The organism is Gordonia sp. SID5947 (assembly GCF_009862785.1).
Taxonomy (GTDB): domain Bacteria; phylum Actinomycetota; class Actinomycetes; order Mycobacteriales; family Mycobacteriaceae; genus Gordonia.
This window is the reverse complement of the sequence record NZ_WWHU01000001.1, coordinates 502,124-519,748: the sequence shown is the minus strand read 5'-3', so window position 1 is coordinate 519,748 and position 17,625 is coordinate 502,124. Positions and strand designations below refer to the sequence as shown.

10 protein-coding genes and 3 pseudogenes are annotated in these 17,625 nt (G+C 65.5%); 4 read left to right on the top strand and 9 right to left on the bottom strand.

From position 1 onward, the window contains the following. The first annotated feature begins 66 nt into the window (after positions 1-66). The 4 genes from GTV32_RS02455 to treY all read left to right on the top strand — a co-directional run bounded on the left by GTV32_RS02455 (position 67) and on the right by treY (position 7,829). A complete protein-coding gene (locus GTV32_RS02455) occupies positions 67-663 on the top strand; it encodes a TetR family transcriptional regulator (RefSeq protein WP_161058790.1) in 597 nt (198 codons plus the stop codon). Between the two features lie 167 nt (positions 664-830). Further along, a complete protein-coding gene (locus tag GTV32_RS02450; protein ID WP_161058789.1) occupies positions 831-3,026 on the top strand; it encodes an acyltransferase family protein in 2,196 nt (731 codons plus the stop codon). Between the two features lie 82 nt (positions 3,027-3,108). Then, entirely contained in the window at positions 3,109-5,478 is a 2,370-nt protein-coding gene (glgX, locus tag GTV32_RS02445; protein WP_161058788.1) for a glycogen debranching protein GlgX, read from the top strand. 35 nt (positions 5,479-5,513) lie between these two features. Next, positions 5,514-7,829 carry a malto-oligosyltrehalose synthase gene (gene treY, locus GTV32_RS02440; protein WP_161062296.1) on the top strand — a complete coding sequence of 772 codons (2,316 nt, stop codon included), beginning with the start codon at positions 5,514-5,516 and terminating at the stop codon, positions 7,827-7,829. A gap of 21 nt (positions 7,830-7,850) precedes the next feature. On the opposite strand, the gene GTV32_RS02435 is transcribed toward treY, so the two are convergent. The 9 genes and pseudogenes from GTV32_RS02435 to GTV32_RS02395 form a co-directional block, all read right to left on the bottom strand. Beyond that, complete coding sequence (locus tag GTV32_RS02435) at positions 7,851-8,750, bottom strand: hypothetical protein (protein ID WP_161058787.1); 900 nt, start codon at positions 8,748-8,750, stop codon at positions 7,851-7,853. Positions 8,751-8,764: 14 nt separating this feature from the next. Beyond that, positions 8,765-9,948 (bottom strand): annotated as a pseudogene (locus GTV32_RS02430) (MlaD family protein). Continuing rightward, positions 9,945-11,021 carry an MlaD family protein gene (locus GTV32_RS02425; RefSeq protein WP_161062295.1) on the bottom strand — a complete coding sequence of 359 codons (1,077 nt, stop codon included), beginning with the start codon at positions 11,019-11,021 and terminating at the stop codon, positions 9,945-9,947. The pseudogene GTV32_RS02430 and the gene GTV32_RS02425 overlap by 4 nt, the downstream one beginning before the upstream one ends. 71 nt (positions 11,022-11,092) lie before the next feature. Beyond that, a complete protein-coding gene (locus GTV32_RS02420; protein ID WP_161058786.1) occupies positions 11,093-12,208 on the bottom strand; it encodes an MCE family protein in 1,116 nt (371 codons plus the stop codon). Beyond that, positions 12,202-13,190: pseudogene (locus GTV32_RS02415) on the bottom strand (MCE family protein). The gene GTV32_RS02420 and the pseudogene GTV32_RS02415 overlap by 7 nt, the downstream one beginning before the upstream one ends. Then, positions 13,187-14,221, bottom strand: coding sequence for an MCE family protein (locus GTV32_RS02410; protein ID WP_161058785.1), 1,035 nt, complete (start codon positions 14,219-14,221; stop codon positions 13,187-13,189). Before GTV32_RS02410 ends, GTV32_RS02415 begins: the two are co-directional and overlap by 4 nt. Beyond that, positions 14,218-15,543, bottom strand: coding sequence for an MCE family protein (locus tag GTV32_RS02405; RefSeq protein ID WP_161058784.1), 1,326 nt, complete (start codon positions 15,541-15,543; stop codon positions 14,218-14,220). The genes GTV32_RS02410 and GTV32_RS02405 overlap by 4 nt, the downstream gene beginning before the upstream one ends. A gap of 7 nt (positions 15,544-15,550) precedes the next feature. Then, positions 15,551-16,416 (bottom strand): annotated as a pseudogene (locus tag GTV32_RS02400) (ABC transporter permease). A 1-nt stretch (position 16,417) separates the two neighbouring features. Continuing rightward, positions 16,418-17,272, bottom strand: a complete 855-nt coding sequence (locus GTV32_RS02395) for an ABC transporter permease (protein ID WP_161058783.1) — start codon at positions 17,270-17,272, stop codon at positions 16,418-16,420. Between the last annotated feature and the right edge of the window lie 353 nt (positions 17,273-17,625).

The following is a 17,625-nucleotide window of genomic DNA, read 5'->3' as shown; positions in this document are numbered from 1 at the left end:
TACAGGCTTCCTGGACGCTGTACAGGCCTCGCACTCGGGCGGGCGTGCTCCCATTACCCTGAGCGGGTGAGCAACAATCGGGCCGACGTCCTGCGAGCGGCTCGGGACATCCTCACCGACCACAGCCTCGCCGACCTGTCGATGCGGCGACTCGCCGCGGATCTCGGCGTGCGGCCGAACGCGCTGTACTGGCATTTCCCCAACAAGCAGACGCTGCTGGCCGCCCTCTCCGACGACATCCTCGACGAGGTGCGTTCGGCTCCGGAAGCATTGCCGTGGGATGAGCGACTGGCGTTCCTGGCGACGGGGATGCGCGCCGCTCTCCTGTCGGTACCGGACAGCGCCGAGGTGGTGTCGTCGAGCTGGGCCAGCGGCCTGTCACCGAAGTCGATCGCCATCGACCTGTCCGCGACGGCACGCGACGGCGGGCTGAGCGAGCGCGACGCCCGAGCGGTCGCAACCGCCGTGTGCCAGCTGGTGATCGGACTCACCATCGAGGAGCAGACCCGCGCCCAGATGCAACGCCTGCAAGTGATCGAACCGTCGGATCGGGACTTCACCGCCGAGTTCATCGACGGACTGAGCGTGATCCTCGACGGCGCGCGAGTGCGCGCAGCCGCCGTCACGGCATCCGCGAGTTCGGCCGAGAGTAAAGAAAAGTAAAGGTCAGCCGGGGTGCGGTCGAAGGCGTGTCGGAGACCACCGAATCGGGTTATCACAGTTTGGACATGTAGATTGCTTCCCGACACCAAGCCATTAGCACACCCACCCCGTCGTCAGGTTTCGTTCGCCGAACCCCGACGTCCGAGACAGGAAGACGCACCCAGGTAGTGGCAGCCACGACCCACACCGCCGCCCCGGCCGCGCCGGCACCGGTGGACAATGTGCCCGCGTATCGGACCGATCTCGACGGTCTGCGCGGTATCGCGATCGCGCTTGTCGCGTGTTTCCACATCTGGTTCGGTCGGGTCTCGGGTGGTGTGGACGTCTTCCTCGCGCTCTCCGGGTATTTCTTCATCGGTTCGCTGCTGCGCCACGCGATCCACAGCCAGGCACCGCACGTCACCTACCGCGACACGATCAATCCGTGGCCGCGCCTGAAACGACTGCTGCGACGGCTGCTACCTGCGTTGTTCACCGTGCTGCTCGCAGTCACGGTCCTCACCCTCATCGTCATCCCGCAGACCCGCTGGGTCAGCATCGGTCGCGAACTGATCGCGAGCGCGCTGTATTACCAGAACTGGCATCTGGCCCTCAATTCCCAGGACTACCTGGCCGCGAGTTCGGCCAACAGTCCACTCCAGCACATCTGGTCGATGTCGGTGCAGGGACAGTTCTTCGTCTTCACCATGGTTGTCGCACTGGCGTTCGCCGCAGCCCTGAAGCTGTTGGCGAAAGCCATCACACCGATGGCCCGGCCGCAGGCGATACGCGTGGTCGTCGGTGTCTGCGTCCTTCTGGTGGCCGCGGCATCGTTCTACTGGGCGCACATGCGGATGGGTGTGAACCAGCAGTTCAACTACTACGACACGATCTCCCGGGTCTGGGAGCCGCTCGCCGGCGGACTCCTCGCCATCTGGTTGCCGAGCTGGCGCGTCCCGAGGTGGCTTCGTACGGTCGCGGCGGTCGTGGCCCTCGCGCTGATCGTCACCTGCGGCTGGTGGATCGACGGTGTCGACTCCTATCCGGGTCCTTGGGCACTGGTGCCCGTCGGCTCCACCCTTCTCATCATCTGGGCGGGCGCCACAGCACTCGAGCGGCCGCGGCCGGGGGTCTCCGAGCCGCAGGGGCTGCCGCCGGTGAACCGGATGCTGGCGAGCCGGTGGCCGGTGTGGCTGGGCACCATCGCCTATTCTCTATACCTCTGGCATTGGCCGCTGCTGATCTTCTATCTGACCTGGCGAGGCAAGGATCACGCCTCGGTGATCGAGGGAGTCGGCCTCCTCGCCGTCTCGATCGCCCTGGCCTGGCTGACCAAGCGTTTTGTCGAGGACCCGTTGCGTGGCGGCGGCCGCTCCAAGCTCGCGCACGCCCGTCGTGACGGTCACACCCGTTGGCTTACCTACACCTCGGTGCTGACCTCGGTCCTCGTGATCGCGACGTTGGTGACCGGGGTCGGCATCAAACTCTGGGACCGGCACGTCTCGACGATGGTCGTCGACACCAAGAACCTCGACCCGCGGCTGTATCCCGGTGGCCGTGCGCTACTCAGCGGCCTCCCCGTGCCCGCGCTGGATCCGCAGCCGTCGCCGTTGCTGGTCACCAAGGACTTTCCGGAGACCTCCACCGACGGTTACATGAGCAGCTTCGAGGATCCCGACATCCATGTGGGTGTCTACGGCGACCCGAACGCGACCAAGACCATCGCGCTGATCGGCGGGTCGCACGCGGAGATGTGGATCAGCGCGCTGAACCTGCTCGGGCAACGCAATCACTTCAAGGTGACCACCTACCTGAAGATGGGTTGTCCGATGTCGACCGAGCTCGTCCCCAAGCAGAACGGTGTGCCGTATCCGCAGTGCCACGACTGGGTGATGCGGGTCCAGAAGAAGGTCATCGCAGACAGGCCGGACGCGATCTTCACCAACTCGACGCGGCCACGCGACCACCAGCCCGGGGACTGGGTGCCGCCGACGTACACGCCGATCTTCGACGATTTCATCGCCGCGGGCATCGAGGTGTTCGGCATCCGTGACACGCCCTGGCCACACAACGCCGAGGGACTCATCGACACGCCGACATGTCTCGCCGACGGCGGATCGGCAACGAGTTGCGCGACCAGGCGCGCCGCTGCCCTGGCGCCCGAGGACCCGGCGAAGGCGTTGGCCGCCACCCGTCCGACGTTCCATGCGCTCGACCTCTCCAACGGCGTCTGCGATGCGGAGTTGTGCCCTGCGGTCGTCGGCAACGTGGTGGTCTACAAGGACTGGCACCATCTCAGCGCGACATATGTCCGCAGTCTGGCCGACGAGTTGGGCAGGCAGATGGCCGCGGCGGCACCGTGGACAGGTCCACCACCACGATGATGAGGGGTCGCGGTCGCCGATCACGTGCGGTCCGGCCTCTCTCCGAGATGAACCGGGCACCGTTGACGGCTAGTGTCGTCTCATGGAATCGCCGAAGCTCGAAGTGATCGAGTCACCGGCCCCCGATGCCGGAGGTTCGCCCCCCGCCGAGCCCGCGGAGGTCACCAACATTCCCGATCCGTTCGATCACGCGGCACCGTCTGACGACCGGGAGCCGTTCATCGTCTGGCCCGGCACCGCCTATCCGCTCGGTGCGACATATGACGGTGTGGGAACGAACTTTTCGTTGTTCTCCGAAGTCGCCACCGCAGTGGACCTGTGCCTCGTCGACGACGCGGGTACCGAACGCCGAATCCGCCTGGAGGAAGTCGACGGCTACTGCTGGCACTGCTACCTGCCCAACGTCGGGCCGGGCCAGTTCTACGGCTTCCGCGTCCATGGCCCATACGACCCCGCCCAGGGGCTCCGGTGCGATCCGAGCAAGCTGCTGCTCGACCCGTATGGCAAGGCCTTCCACGGCAGCTTCGACGGCGATGCGTCGCTGTTCTCCTATCCGATGGTCGAGGACGATCCGGACGCCGACGACGAGACCGTCGAGGCGGCCCCCGCCCCGCCGGACGACGACCCCGAATCGTCGCCGTCCGACGACACCGAGCCCGAGTCCTCGCTGACTCTGACCACCCGGGCGCCTGCCGACATGCCACAACTCGACTCACTCGGGCACACCATGGTCTCGGTGGTGATCAATCCCTACTTCGACTGGCAGAGCGACCGATCGCCGCGCCGGCCGTATCACCAGACGGTCATCTACGAGGCCCATGTGAAGGGCATGACCGCCACGCATCCCGATGTTCCGGAGCATCTGCGTGGCACGTATGCCGGGCTGTGCCACCCGGTGATCATCGAGCACCTGCAGTCACTCGGCGTCACCGCGATCGAGCTGATGCCGGTGCACCAGTTCATGCAGGACTTCGTCCTCCAGGACCAGGGCCTGCGGAACTACTGGGGATACAACACTTTCGGGTTCCTCGCACCCCACGTCGACTACGCCTCCAAACCCGATCAGCCGGCAGGCGCGGTGACCGAGTTCAAGGCGATGGTCCGCGCCTTCCACAAGGCCGACATCGAGGTGATCCTCGACGTGGTCTACAACCACACGGCCGAAGGCAATCATCTCGGTCCGACGATCTCGTTCCGCGGAATCGACAACGCAGCCTACTACCGGCTCGTCGACGACAACCCCGAGATGTACATGGACTACACCGGAACCGGGAACAGCCTCAACGGCCGGCACCCGCACACCCTGCAGTTGATCATGGACTCGCTGCGCTATTGGGTCCTCGAGATGCATGTGGACGGATTCCGTTTCGACCTCGCGTCCACCCTCGCACGTGAGCTCCACGACGTGGACCGGCTGTCGGCGTTCTTCGATCTGGTGCAACAAGATCCGGTGGTCAGCCAGGTGAAACTCATCGCAGAGCCCTGGGACATCGGGGAAGGCGGTTACCAGGTCGGGAACTTCCCGCCGTTGTGGACCGAATGGAACGGCAAATACCGTGACACGGTCCGCGACTACTGGCGTGGTGAACCGGCCACACTCGGCGAGTTCGCCTCCCGCCTGACCGGCTCCTCCGATCTCTACGAGGCGACCGGCCGGCGTCCACTCGCCAGCATCAACTTCGTCATCGCCCACGACGGCTTCACACTGCGTGATCTCGTGTCCTACAACGAGAAACACAACATGGCCAACGGCGAGGACAACCGGGACGGCGAAAGTCACAACCGGTCCTGGAACTGCGGGGTGGAGGGGCCCACCGAGGACCCGGACATCCTCGCCCTCCGCGCCCGGCAACAGCGCAACATCCTCGCCACCCTGTTCTTGTCGCAGGGCACACCGATGCTGGCCCACGGAGACGAGATGGGCCGGACTCAGCAGGGCAACAACAACGTCTACTGTCAGGACTCCGAACTGTCCTGGATGGACTGGTCGCTCGCCGAGAAGAACGCCGACCTCCTCGACTTCACCCGCAGAGCGATCGCACTGCGCCACGCTCATCCCGTACTGCGGCGACGACGGTTCTTCGCAGGCAAGCCGATTCGCTGGGGTGATCAGGCCCTCGACATCGTCTGGCTGACCCCGGCCGGGCAAGCCATGACCGCCGAGGACTGGGACAGCGGCTTCGGCAAGAGCCTGGCGGTCTTCCTCAACGGCGACGGTATCGAGGAGAAGAACGAATTCGGCGAGAAGGTCGTCGACGACAGCTTTCTCATCTGCTTCAACGCACACGACGGCGACATCGACTTCCACCTGCCACCGTCGTCGTGGGCCCAGGAGTGGACAGGCGAGCTCGACACCACCCACGCCACCGGCGCAAGCTATCTCACCGCGGCGGCCGACACATCCGTGACCGTCGGCGCCCGTTCAGTCCTCGTCCTGCGCAAGACGGCGTGAACGCCGACCCGCAGTCCGCCTCCACCCCCGGTGGCGTGCGCGGCGTCGGCAAACGGCGCGAACCCCTCGCCACCTATCGGATTCAGCTCACCCGCGACCACGGTTTCGCCGACGTCATCGATGTCCTCCCCCAGATCGCCGACCTGGGCGTGAGTCACCTGTACCTCTCGCCCATCGGACGCGCGGTGACGGGATCCACCCACGGCTACGACTGGGTGCCGCCGCCCGGGGTGTCCGCCGAACTGGGGGGCATCGACGGTTTGCGCGATTTGCGCCGCGCCGCCACCCGCCACGGCCTGGGGATGATCGTCGACATCGTGCCGAATCACACGGGCGTCGCCGACCCGATGCAGAACCCGTGGTTCAACGACCTGCTCCGGTACGGGTCGGGCTCTCGCCATGCGACGTGGTTCGACGTCGACTTCTCCACCGACAACGGCTCCGACGGCAAGATCGCGCTCCCGGTCCTCGCCGCCGACGGCGACCTCTCGCCCCTCGTGGTCGACGACGCGCACCTCCGCTATTACGATCACGTCTTCCCCACGGCCCCAGGAACTTCCGGTGGCACGCCGGTGGAAGTTCACGACCGTCAGCATTATCGGCTGGTCCCGTGGAACTCCGGCCTGATCGGATATCGGCGATTCTTCACCGTCAACGAACTCGCGGGCCTACGACAGGAGGACCCCGAGGTCTACGCGGCGTCGCACCGATGGCTTCTCGACCTCGTCGAGGAGGACCTCATCGACGGTGTCCGAGTCGACCACCCCGACGGGCTCTGGGATCCGCAGGCGTATCTCCGGAGGCTGCGGGCCGACGTCGGCGAGCACCGGCTGATCTACATCGAGAAGATCCTTGCCGCTGACGAGGATCTGGAGCCGACGTTGCCGGTGGAGGGAACCACCGGCTACGAGCAGCTGCGGGCGATCGACGCCGTCTTCACCGCACCGACCGGGATAATCCAACTCGACGAGATCCATGAGAGCGTCACGGCCACCAACGGCGACTCGGCCTGGCTCGGCGCCGCCGAGCGTGAACGCAAACTGGCCACCATCCGGCAGATGTTCCCGACCGAGCATCGACGGCTCGTGCGGGCCGTCACCCATTCCGATCCGGCCGCCGATGTCGACGCGGTCGCCGAGGCGACGGCCGAGCTGATCGCCGAGATCGGTGTCTACCGCGCCGATTACCCGTCGCTGCGTTCGCGGCTCATCGGCGCCGCGGCCGAGATCGCCCGGCGCACCCCTGCCCTTGCCTCGGCGCTCGAGCTGGTGGTCGCGTCCACCGCGAGTCCCGGTGCGGCCACGTCGCGACTCGCACAGACCTGCGGTGCGGTCACCGCCAAGAGCGTCGAGGACAGCCTCTTCTACCGCACCGCCCGACTCGTGTCCGCCCAGGAGGTGGGCGGCGACCCTGCCGATCCGGCGATGTCACTCCGGGAGTTCCATACCCGCAATGTGCGCCGGGCGCGTGACTGGCCGCGGGCGATGACCGCGACCTCGACACACGACACCAAGCGCGGTGAAGACGTGCGAGCCCGCATCGCCGTCCTCGCCCAGGTGCCGGAACGGTGGTCGATGCTGGTCCGGCGCATCTGGTCCACCACGCCGCCGCCTGACGATCTGACCGGATACTTCCTGCTCCAGAACATCATCGGCGTCTGGCCGGTCACCGGCCCGGTCGACGACACCCTGCGGGCCCGTCTGCGCGCCTACGCACAGAAGGCGGCGCGCGAAGCAGGCCTGCGCACAACCTGGACCGACGTCGACGAGGAATTCGAGCAAGCCCTCGAGTCGTGGGTGGACGCCGTCACCACCGGCGAGGCAGCGGAAGCCATCGCACGCCTGGTCGGTGAGATCTCGGCGAGCTGGCAGGCAGAAGCGATGGCGCGCAAGGCACTCGCACTCCTCGGCCCTGGCGTGGGCGACATCTACCAGGGCACCCAATGGTTCGATGACTCACTCGTCGACCCGGACAACCGCCGGCCCGTCGACTACCGGCAGCCCATCGACCACCCGAAGACCATGATGATCCGAGCGGCGCTGCGGGTACGCGCGGATCATGCGGCCGCTTTCGGACCGGAAGGGACCTACGCTCCCCTCGGTGCCGAAGGCGCCCGCGCAGATCACGTGATCGCGTTTGTCCGGGGAGCCGGCGACGACGATCCTCGCGTGGTGGTGGTGACCGCGCGCTTCACACACAGTCTCTCCGCGGCCGATCGATCCGCGACCTCGGTCGCCATGCCACCGGGGACGTGGACCGACGCCACCACCGGCGAAACCCACGGAGGCGCCACCGATCTGACACGGTTGCTCGCGGGTGGGCCCGTCGCGATCCTCACCCGCGGAGGCTGACCGAATCGACGGGCGGCGAGATCATCCCGCGGGTGCGGGTGCGGGTGCGGGAGCCTGCGGGGTCTGCGGTGCGGCCGGCTGACCGGACTGGTTCTGCTCGCCCTGGGGCGCGCCGATACCGGCCTGCGCGCCGTCGAGCTTGGCGACCAGCCACTTGCCGTCCTCCTTGTGCAGATCCAGCCAGATCAGCATCAGTTCCTTGCCACCCGAGGGCGCCAGGCTGCTGGTACCGCTGACCTCCATCAGCACGCTGGTCTTCGCGGAGTCCGTGTCGAAACTCGTGACCGACACCGACTTCACGGTCGGCGTGGCCTTCACGTTCAGATCCTTGACCGCTTTGGTCCCCGCGGACTGCTGTTGCTCCAGATGTTGACGGAATTCACCGGTGGACAGCGGCCCGAGGAGCTCCTTCATGTTCCCGATGTTGTCGGTGTTCATCGTGCTGACCAGCTTGACCGAGAACTCCTCGGACGCCGACTTGCTGTCGTCGAAGGCGGCGAGTTCCTGGCGCTGGTGGTAGTAGCCCCACCCCAGCAACACGACACCGACCACCACCGCGATCACCACGATCCCGGCCAGTACCTTGGTCAGTCCACGGGTCGTGAAGGTCAGCGAGATCTCGCGCCCGCTCGACGGCTTCGCCGGGTCGGCATCGGTCGCCGGTTCCGTCTCGGAGACTGTGTCGGGCGTGGACGCGGCACCCGGGCGGCGCCCGGCGGTCCGCGCGGACTTCGTCTGCGGTCGCGTTGCCTTCTGTGCCGGCGCGGCAGATTCGTCGGCGGTACCGGGCGCGTCACCGTCTGCGTCGGATGCGACCTCAGAGGGCTGCGTGACGGCGTCTGGTCGGGATTCGGGACGAGCCGGTGCGGACTCTGCCGAGTCGTCGTTCGGTTCGTCGGAGTGGTTGTCCTGCTTGGTCATTCCTTCTCTTCACATCACTTGTCGAGCGGCACGGTCCGCGCATTCGGGTCGTAGTTGGGCGGCGGGCCTGCGGTGTCGTCACCGGGTGGTCGCGGTGCATTGGCCGACCCACGGATCTGTTGGCGCGGGTCTTCGGTGACACAGTACAGATTGGTGGGCACGGTCAGTTCGAGGATCTTCGTCGGCCGCACCGGGGTCACGGCGTAGTTGCAGCTCGGACGCGGGTAGATGGCGCCGAAGGCCCACCATGCGCCGCCGTGGAACATGCTGAGGCTCTTGACACCTGCATCGCGCATCGACGGGAGCAGATTGGCCAGCGCAGGTGCCCGCAGAGCTCCCTGCCGGGCGACGTCCGCGAACTGCTGGAGCACGTCGGACACCGGGTCGCGAATCTGGTTCAGGGAGCCGGTCAGACTCGTCAGTTGCGAGGGTCCCCGGCCGAGCAGGGTGCGGATCTCCTTGTCCGACGCAACCGCCGCGTTCACGATGGTGCTCAGGGAGGCAACCGTGGTTCCCAGGTCCGGCTGGATGTTCGACGTCGTCTGCAAGATCGTGCCGGTGTCGGAGATCAACTTCTTGGTCTGCGGGAGCACGAGTGCGAGGTCGGCGAAGATCGTTCCACCCGAGATGAACAACGCACGCAGGTCGTTGTCGCCCGAGCCATCCGATCCCAGCGCGACGTCGAGGTTGTCCACCGCCGACCGCAACTTGACCGGGTCGATCTGCTCGACCACGTTGAGCGACGCCTCCAGCATCTGCGGGAACGGCGCCGTCACCCGCGTCTGATTCACCTGGACCTCGTCGCCGTCGACGAAATACGGGCCGTCGGCGGTAGCGGGTTCGAAGTCGACATATTGCTCACCGGCCGCCGACAACCCGAGAGCCGCCACGACCGCGTTGCGATTGATCTTCACGTCGTCGGCGATCTCGACCGTCACGTCGACCTCGGTCGGCTGCACCCGGATCGACTGGACCTCGCCGACGCGGCTACCGCGCACCATCACCCCGAGGTGTCCTGGAGTCCACCAGAACTCGTGAAGTGCACGGTCATCTGATAGGTGCCCTTGAAGGGGTCCCACCTCAGCGCACCGAACGAGAGGTATGCCAAACCGACCAGCATCACGAGGATCAGGCCGATGTTGCCGACGAGGACCGAATGCGTGCGCACCCAGCCGAACGGACCGGACAATACCCTCATCCGCAGCACCCCCGCGTTCCGGTGAGGCGCGCCAGCAGCCGGGTGAGCGTCTGCTGCAACGCCTTCGATCCCTCATCCACGTCTTGCAGCTCCGGCAGACGGCTCGCCGAGTCGAATCCCGCGCCCGGATTGAGGTAGTACACCTTGGCCGACAGCGCCGCGGCACTACCCGGCGTCGACTTGATCCATTTGGGAGTCAGCGTCGCCAAGTTGTCCGACAGTGGGCCAAGGATGTTCGCGGCACCGCGCAACCCCTTCAGCGCGGTCGACAGATGCGCAAAGAGCTCCACGAGATTGTCCTGGTCCGAGTTCAGGAAGTCATTGGTCGCCGCAGTCACCTGGTTCGTCTTGTCCAAGGTCGACAAGATCTGGCCGATCTGACTGTTGACGGCATTGAGCGCAGGCGCGAGCTTGTCGATCGACGCCATGATCTGCGCCCGGCCGTCCGAGACCTGAGCGGTCAACACCCGGACGTCACGCATCGACTGGTCGACCTCGGCGGAGTTCTTGTTGAACTTCGTGATCGCCGTGGTGAGTCCCTCGATCGAGCCAGACAGATCATCCGGGTTCGCCGACACCGCACTGCTCAGCTCCGTGAGGATCCCCTGCAGCGAGCTCAGGGACCCGCTGTCGACCAGACCCGATGTACTGACCAGCAGGTCCTCGACCGTCGCGGCGGCGGAGGTCGGCCCGTCGAGGCTGTCGCCGTCGCCCAGATAGCCCGACGGCGCACCCTTGGGCGGGAGCAGGGCCACGAAGACGTCGCCGAGCGGGGTGGCTTGCCGGAGTTCGGCACCGGTGCCGGTCGGCAGCTTGGACTCCTTGCTGACGTTCATCGAGACCACGGCCGAATAGTCCTTGGCGACGATATCCGACACCTGGCCGACGTCGGTTCCGTACAGCTTCACCTTCGCGCGGGTCGGCAGGTTCAGCGCATTGTCGAACTTCGCCGTCAACCGGATGGAGTCACCGATGCCGCCTGGAGCGGGCAGCGGAATCTGCTCGACGGTGAGACCCGGGACCACACCGCACCCCGACATCGACACCACCGCGGCAACCAACATCATCAGCATCGCGCTGCGTGAGGTCCGCCGGCCACGTCCGGCGTCGCGTTGAACTCGGAAGGGCCCGACTGCATCCCGGATCATTTGGTCAACTCCAACATCGCCGAGAACACACCGAGATCCGGACCGAAATCCTTGAGCTGGCCGGTGCGGCACCCGTTCTTCTGCAGGTTGATGGCCTGACAGAAGGTCGACAAGGCCTCCGTGTCGAGCAACGACTTGTCCAACAGGAACTGGGCCCGCCAGGCCCCCTGCTCGGCCGAGACCGAGTTGCTCAGGTTCTGGAACAGCAACGGCCCCAGGTCGATCGTCTCCACCACCTGTCTCGAGAAGTCACTGAGGTTCTCGGCCAACGCGGCGAGTCGACCAGTGGACGTGCCAATCGTGCCCGAGTTGTTCCGCAGGAAGGCAGTGGTGTTCTGCAGAGTGACATTCAGATCGCTCAATGTCGCCTGCAGACCCGGTGATTGCGTACGCAGCATCTGCGACACATCGTTGATCGAGTTGGAGAAGGCCGTCATCTTCGGATAATTGGCCACCAGTGTGGAAGTCAGTCCCTGCACCGTCTTGATGATCTCCATCAGGGCACCGCCATTGCTCGATGCCACCTCAGAAGCCTTGCTGAGTTCGTTGATCGCCTGACGCATCCGTTCACCGTTGCCGCTGGTGATACCGGCGGTGATGTCGACCATGTCGGCAACCGGCCCCTCACCGGGCCGATCACCCGACAGCGACTTGACCAGACCGTCGATCGAGTCGAACAGCTCCCCGACCGACACCGGGCTCTTCGTCTGCTGGATCACCGATCCGTCGGTGAGCTTGTCCCCCTCCGAGTAGGCCGGGGACAGCTCGATGTGCCGCGTGGTCACGATGGAGGTGTTCACGATCGCCGCAGTCGCATTCGCCGGTACCGGAACATCCTTGTCCACGGTGAAGGTCACCTTGACCCGGTTTCCCTGTTGCTCGACGCCAGTCACCTGACCGACCGGCATGCCGAGCACCGCGACGTCGTTGCTCGAGTAGAGACCGGCCACGTCGTCGAAATACGCGGTGACCTCGATGGCCGAGCCGAACGCCGCCGTCCACTTCGCCGGGATCAACGAACACCCCGACAAGCCCAGCACCACCAGGAGTGCGAGCACGGCCGACGACAGCGGTCGACGCAGGCTCCGGACTCCGCGTTCAGTGATCAACATCCGTCCACCACCCTTGCCAGACACAGCCAGTTGTCCGGGAAGATCCCCCAGGGCAGATAGCCGTTCGCGTACGGACCGTCGCCGATGGCGTTGTTGGTGACTCGCGCGGTGACCGGCAGGATCTCGAGAAGCTTGCGCAGATTCTTGCGGTTCTTCTCGAGTCCCTGCGACATCGTGTTGAGGTTGGCCATGATCGGCGCGAACTGATCGCCGTTCTCGCGGGCCACCGCACGCGCCTGCTCGGTCAACTCGGCGATCCCGTCGAGCATCCGTGTCACCAGAGCCTCACGCGCGGTGATCTTCTCCGCGAGCTGACGACCCTGGCCGACGATGATCGACAGCTGCGCCTGACTGTCGTCGACGACGCCCGTCACCGACTTCGTGTCACTGACGAGCTGATTGATCTGATCACGACGGTTGGTGACGACCTTTGACATCGCGGTCAGCGAATCCAGCGTCGGCTTTGTCACCGCGGGTGCACCTGCGAGCTGACGATTGAGGGTCCGCAAGCCCTCGGCGAAGGTCTCGTCGTCGACCCCGGCGATGATCGGGGTGCCCTCTTCGATGGTCTTCTGCAGATCGTAGGGAACACTCGTCTGCGCGATACGTCCGTCGGCGGCATCGGTGGACGAATCCCCAGCGACACATCGACATATCTCTGACCGAGCAGAGTGGACATCTTGATCGCGGCGGAACCGTTGGATGTGACGTTCACGTCGCGGTCGACCTTCATCGTGACGGTGACGTGGTTCCCGGCGAGTTCGGTCGAACTCACCTCACCCACGTCGATGCCTGCCACGCGGACCTTGTCTCCGGGCCTGATGCCACCGGCCTGGGCGAAGTCCCCGGTGTAGGTCTTCTTCCCCAGATGCGCCTGGGCCAGGGTGGTGACGCCGAGGACGAGCAGGACGATCACCACGGCGCCGGCGAGTCCGTACCAGAACCGCCGATTGCTGTCGAAGTGTCTGCGCCACCGGCTCATCGACACACCTCCGAATGCTGGGTGCCACCGATCTTGCTGATCAATCCGGGCGGCAAGAGCACATCTCCGATCGCGATGTCGAGGTCACAGGCATAGACGTTCAGATAGGCGCCCTGCCCGAGGACCAACGGGAAGTGACCGAGGAAGGCCGGCAACTGACCGGCCATCCGGTCGAGCTTCGCCCCGTTGGCGATCAAGGTGGACGTGGCCGCCCGCGCGTCGGTCGCCGCCGCGGACAGCGAACTGCGACTCTCACCGAGAACGTCTGCGAAACCGCTTGCGGTCTGTCCGATTTGGACCACCGACTTACCGAATGCGGCCGAATTGGCGTTGAGGTTCTCGATGAGACCGGAGATGCTGTCGATCACGGTGCCGACCTGACCGCCCTGCTTGGCGAGATCTCGCATGACCGCGCTCAGGTTGTTGATGATCGATCCGATCACGGCATCGCGGTCAGCCATGTCCGAGGCGACCTGTCCGACCTCGGCAACGGTGTAGCTCAACGACACCTTGTTTCCTTGGAAGGTCTGGATCAGCCCCTCCGACAATGCATTCACCTGTTCGGGTTTGAGGGTCTCGAACACGGGCTGGAACCCGGCGAGCAGTCGGGTCACGTCGAACGAGTCCTCGGACGGCTGCTGGAGAGTCGACCCGGCCGCCAGCGGCGCGCTGTCGGCTCCCTTCACCACGGTGAGCGACAGGTACCGCTGACCGATGAGGTTCTGATAGCGGATCGCTGCCTTGGTGTTGGTGAACATGGGCTGGTCGGTCTGCACATCGAAGGTCACCCGGGCACGACCGTCGTCCAGCGAGATGTCGTGGACCCGGCCCACCCGCACGCCGGCCATCCGGACGTCGTCGCCGACGGCGAGTCCAGAGGCATCCGTGAAGTAGGTGGTGAAAGAGTTCGTGTTGCCCGGCAGTGACCGCTCAAGGGTCGACCAGATGACGTACGTCAAGAGCATCGCGACGATCGCGAACACCGTGAAGCCGATCAGTGGCTTCCGGATGCTGGACTGACCGTGACTCATCGACCACCTCCCTGCTGTCCGTCCGGGTTCCCCGATCGCACCGAACTCGACTGGACCAGCGGCCCCAGCATGAGCGTGTCCGCGGTCCCCGGCTTACGCTTCAGCGCCGTCCCCAAGGTCTTCTTGTCCGCCGAGGTGGTCACCGATCCCGCGGTGGACGCGTTGCGGCGCATACCGTCCGAAGGATAGATCATCAACGGCCCGGAACTCGTCGGCCCGGTCCCGGTGCCCGGCCCCACACAACCCGGACCGCGCGTCTGACCGTACGGGCCGCCGTTGTAGACCGGACAATTCTGTCGGGTGTACCGCTGGAACGGACTGAAGCTCAGACCGGCGTTGAGCTGAGCGTGCCCGTTGACCCCGGTGAACACGGTCAGCGCCTTGGTGGCGAGATTGTTCAGCGCTGTCAGCGCCTGCGGCAACGCATCCGGCTCGAGCACGGCCGCGCCGACCATCGTGTTGAGATCGCGCACCACCCGCTTACCACGGTCGCCGTTGGCCGCGAAGAGTGCCTGGGTCTCGTCGAGGACACCCTCGCCGGCAGACAGGATCGCCGTGAGGTCCTGCTGCTTGTCGGCGATCGTCATCGCCGGGATCACGCTGCGCCCCAAGGTGTCCAGCAACTGGGGTGTCGACTGCGACAGCCCTTTGACCGCCCGGTTGAAGTTGTCGAAGCCCGAGGGCGCGCCAGGCGGGAACTGCGCGTTGATCGTCCGCCAGTAGTTGTTCAGCAGCGGGACGAAAGCGCCGAACACGGCGCCGCCACCCTTCAAGGCGTCCGAGATCGTCGCGAGGACCGAGGCGAGGTCTTCCGGTGGCACGGCCTGCAACAGGGTGCGTAGCTCGTTCTGCGCGTCCTGCAACCGCAGGGTCGGCAGGGTCTCGTCGGCCGGGATCGTGGCATCCGAGGACAAGCCCTCACCGCTCGGCTTTGCGGGAGCGACGAGTTCGACGGAGTTGACGCCGAACAGGTTCGACGGCACGGTCCGAGCGGTGACGTTGCCGGGGATGCCCGGCGCCTGCTCGGGGTCGATGTCGATCCCGACGTTCTTGTACTGGAGGTTGCCCGGACCGACCTCGCCGCTGAGGTCGATGGACTTGACCGCACCCACGATCAGCCCGTTGTAGCGGACGTCCGCGTCGGTGACCAACCCGTCACCCACATCGGTGAGTTCGGCGGTCACCGGAACCGTCGAGGTGAACGTGCCCTGATAGCGCATGAAGAGCAACGCGAACAGGATGAGCAGTACGACGAGGAACGCTAGTCCGCGCAGGACGTACTGCAGCAGTGACGGATTGCGTCCGTCGGTGGCGATGTCCATGACCCCCCTAACCCGAGATCTTGATTCCGGGCGAGGTACCCCAGAACACGAGCGTCAGGACCAGGTTGGCGAACACGATGACGATGATCGCCATGCGGATCGCGTGCCCGGCGGCCACCCCCACGCCTTCGGGTCCCCCGGAGGCGAAATAGCCGTAATAACACTGGATGAACGTGGTCAGCAGGACGAAGACGACCACCTTGACGAACGAGGCGACGATGTCCGAGGAGACCAGGAACTGATTGAAGTAGTAGAGGTAGGTGCCGGCGCCCTGGCCGCTCTGCAGCTGGAACATGACCTGGCAGGCAAGGTAGTTCGCGGTCAGCGACACCGCATACAGCGGCACGATCGCCAGCACCGCGGCCGACATCCGGGTGGTCACCAGGTAGGGCAGCGGACGGATCGCGATGGATTCGAGCGCGTCGATCTCCTCGCTGATCCGCATCGATCCGAGCTGCGCGGTGAAGCGACAACCCGATTGCGCGGTGAAGGCGGTGGCCGCCAGCAGTGGCGCGATCTCGCGGGTCGTGGCGAAGGCCGACAGTCCGCCGGTGACCGGCGACATGCCAAGGAGATTCAGCGCGGTGAATCCCTCGATGCCGACGGTGGCCCCGCCCATGACGCCGAGGATCACCATGACGCCGACGGTGCCCCCGCCGACGACGATCGCGCCGTTGCCCCAGGCGACATCCGACAGCAGACGCCACACTTCTTTGCGGTAGTGCGTGAAGGCGATCGGCACCGCGCCGATCGATTTGACGAGAAAGGTGATGAGGTGACCCATTGCGGCGAGCACGCCGCGGGGACCTCGGTAGATCGCCTTGGCCGCCTCGACCGGCCGAAGGGCGGGGGCACATATCGTGAAGCCGTCATCTCACACCACCCTGGCCGGGACGAGGATCGCGAACAGTTGCGTCAGAGCGACGTTCACGGTGAACAACAACAGCACCGAATTGACCACGGCGGCGTTGACCGAGTTGGCCACACCCGCGGGTCCGCCCTTCGTGGTCAACCCTCGATCACAGGCCACCACCGCGACGATCGCACCGAAGATCACCGCCTTGATGATCGCGAAGGCGAGGTCGGAGGTGGATGCGAAGGACGCGAAGGTGCCGGTGTAGCTACCGGGCGTCCCACCCTGGAAGTAGACGTTGAAGACGTATCCGGTGATGAAACCGACGAAACAGACGAAACCGCAGAGCAGGAAGCTCACCACCATGGTGGCCAGCAGGCGCGGCGAGATCAGACGCTGGATCGGGTTCACCCCCATCACCCTCATCGCGTCGATCTCGTCACGGATGGTCCGGGACCCGAGGTCGGCCGCGATCGCGGAGCCGACCGCGCCTGCGAGCAGCAGCGACGTCACCAGCGGAGCGCCCTGCCGGATGACGCCGAGGCCGGTCGCGGCTCCGGAGAAAGAGGTCGCACCGATCTGGCCGGCGATGTTGGACACCTGAATCGAGACGATCACCCCGATCGGGATCGCGACGAGCAGCGTGGGAAAAACCGAGGTGCTCGACATGAATGCGCACTGCCTGATGAACTCCCGGAACGGGAACCGGCGTTTGACGATGTCGACGATGAGGACCCGGAAGACCTCGACGAACATGCCCATCTGTCGACCGAACGTGTCGAACGACGCCATGACGTGCTCGCGGAACCACCGGCGCGCCCCGCCGGACCCCGTACGTGTTCCCTCATCGCTCGAGGTCACCGCGTCAGTACTCAATCCCCTACCCTCGCGTGTCGGCTGCCCCGTCGCCGGGTTCAGTCAAATGTGTCGATCGAGCGGCCGACTCGGCCACCAACCCGCGCACCGTATCGGTGCGGGCCCCCTGGTGGGCCGACCCCCGCCGGTAAATATATCTGATATCTCCAATCCGTCTGTGTCACGGGTCACATTACCGCCATCTGCGCCGGTCACAGCGACGACATACCTTATGTTTCGTGACCGATAAGTCGAAAGCTCCCGACACCATAACTGGGACGAGCGACCAAAGGGGGAGATCTCCGTCTTTCCCGCGCCGGTGCCGCCTTTCATCCCGCCGCAGACCCTTGCGGACATCCGCGTGTGGGCGCCAC

What these genes read in the sequence shown, in the direction of transcription:
- glgX (WP_161058788.1), top strand. Translation starts at nt 3,109, where the DNA reads ATGGAATCGCCGAAGCTCGAAGTGATCGAGTCACCGGCCCCCGATGCC.
- GTV32_RS02435 (WP_161058787.1), bottom strand. Translation starts at nt 8,750, where the DNA reads ATGACCAAGCAGGACAACCACTCCGACGAACCGAACGACGACTCGGCA.
- GTV32_RS02425 (WP_161062295.1), bottom strand. Translation starts at nt 11,021, where the DNA reads ATGCTGATGATGTTGGTTGCCGCGGTGGTGTCGATGTCGGGGTGCGGT.
- GTV32_RS02420 (WP_161058786.1), bottom strand. Translation starts at nt 12,208, where the DNA reads ATGTTGATCACTGAACGCGGAGTCCGGAGCCTGCGTCGACCGCTGTCG.
- GTV32_RS02410 (WP_161058785.1), bottom strand. Translation starts at nt 14,221, where the DNA reads ATGAGTCACGGTCAGTCCAGCATCCGGAAGCCACTGATCGGCTTCACG.
- GTV32_RS02405 (WP_161058784.1), bottom strand. Translation starts at nt 15,543, where the DNA reads ATGGACATCGCCACCGACGGACGCAATCCGTCACTGCTGCAGTACGTC.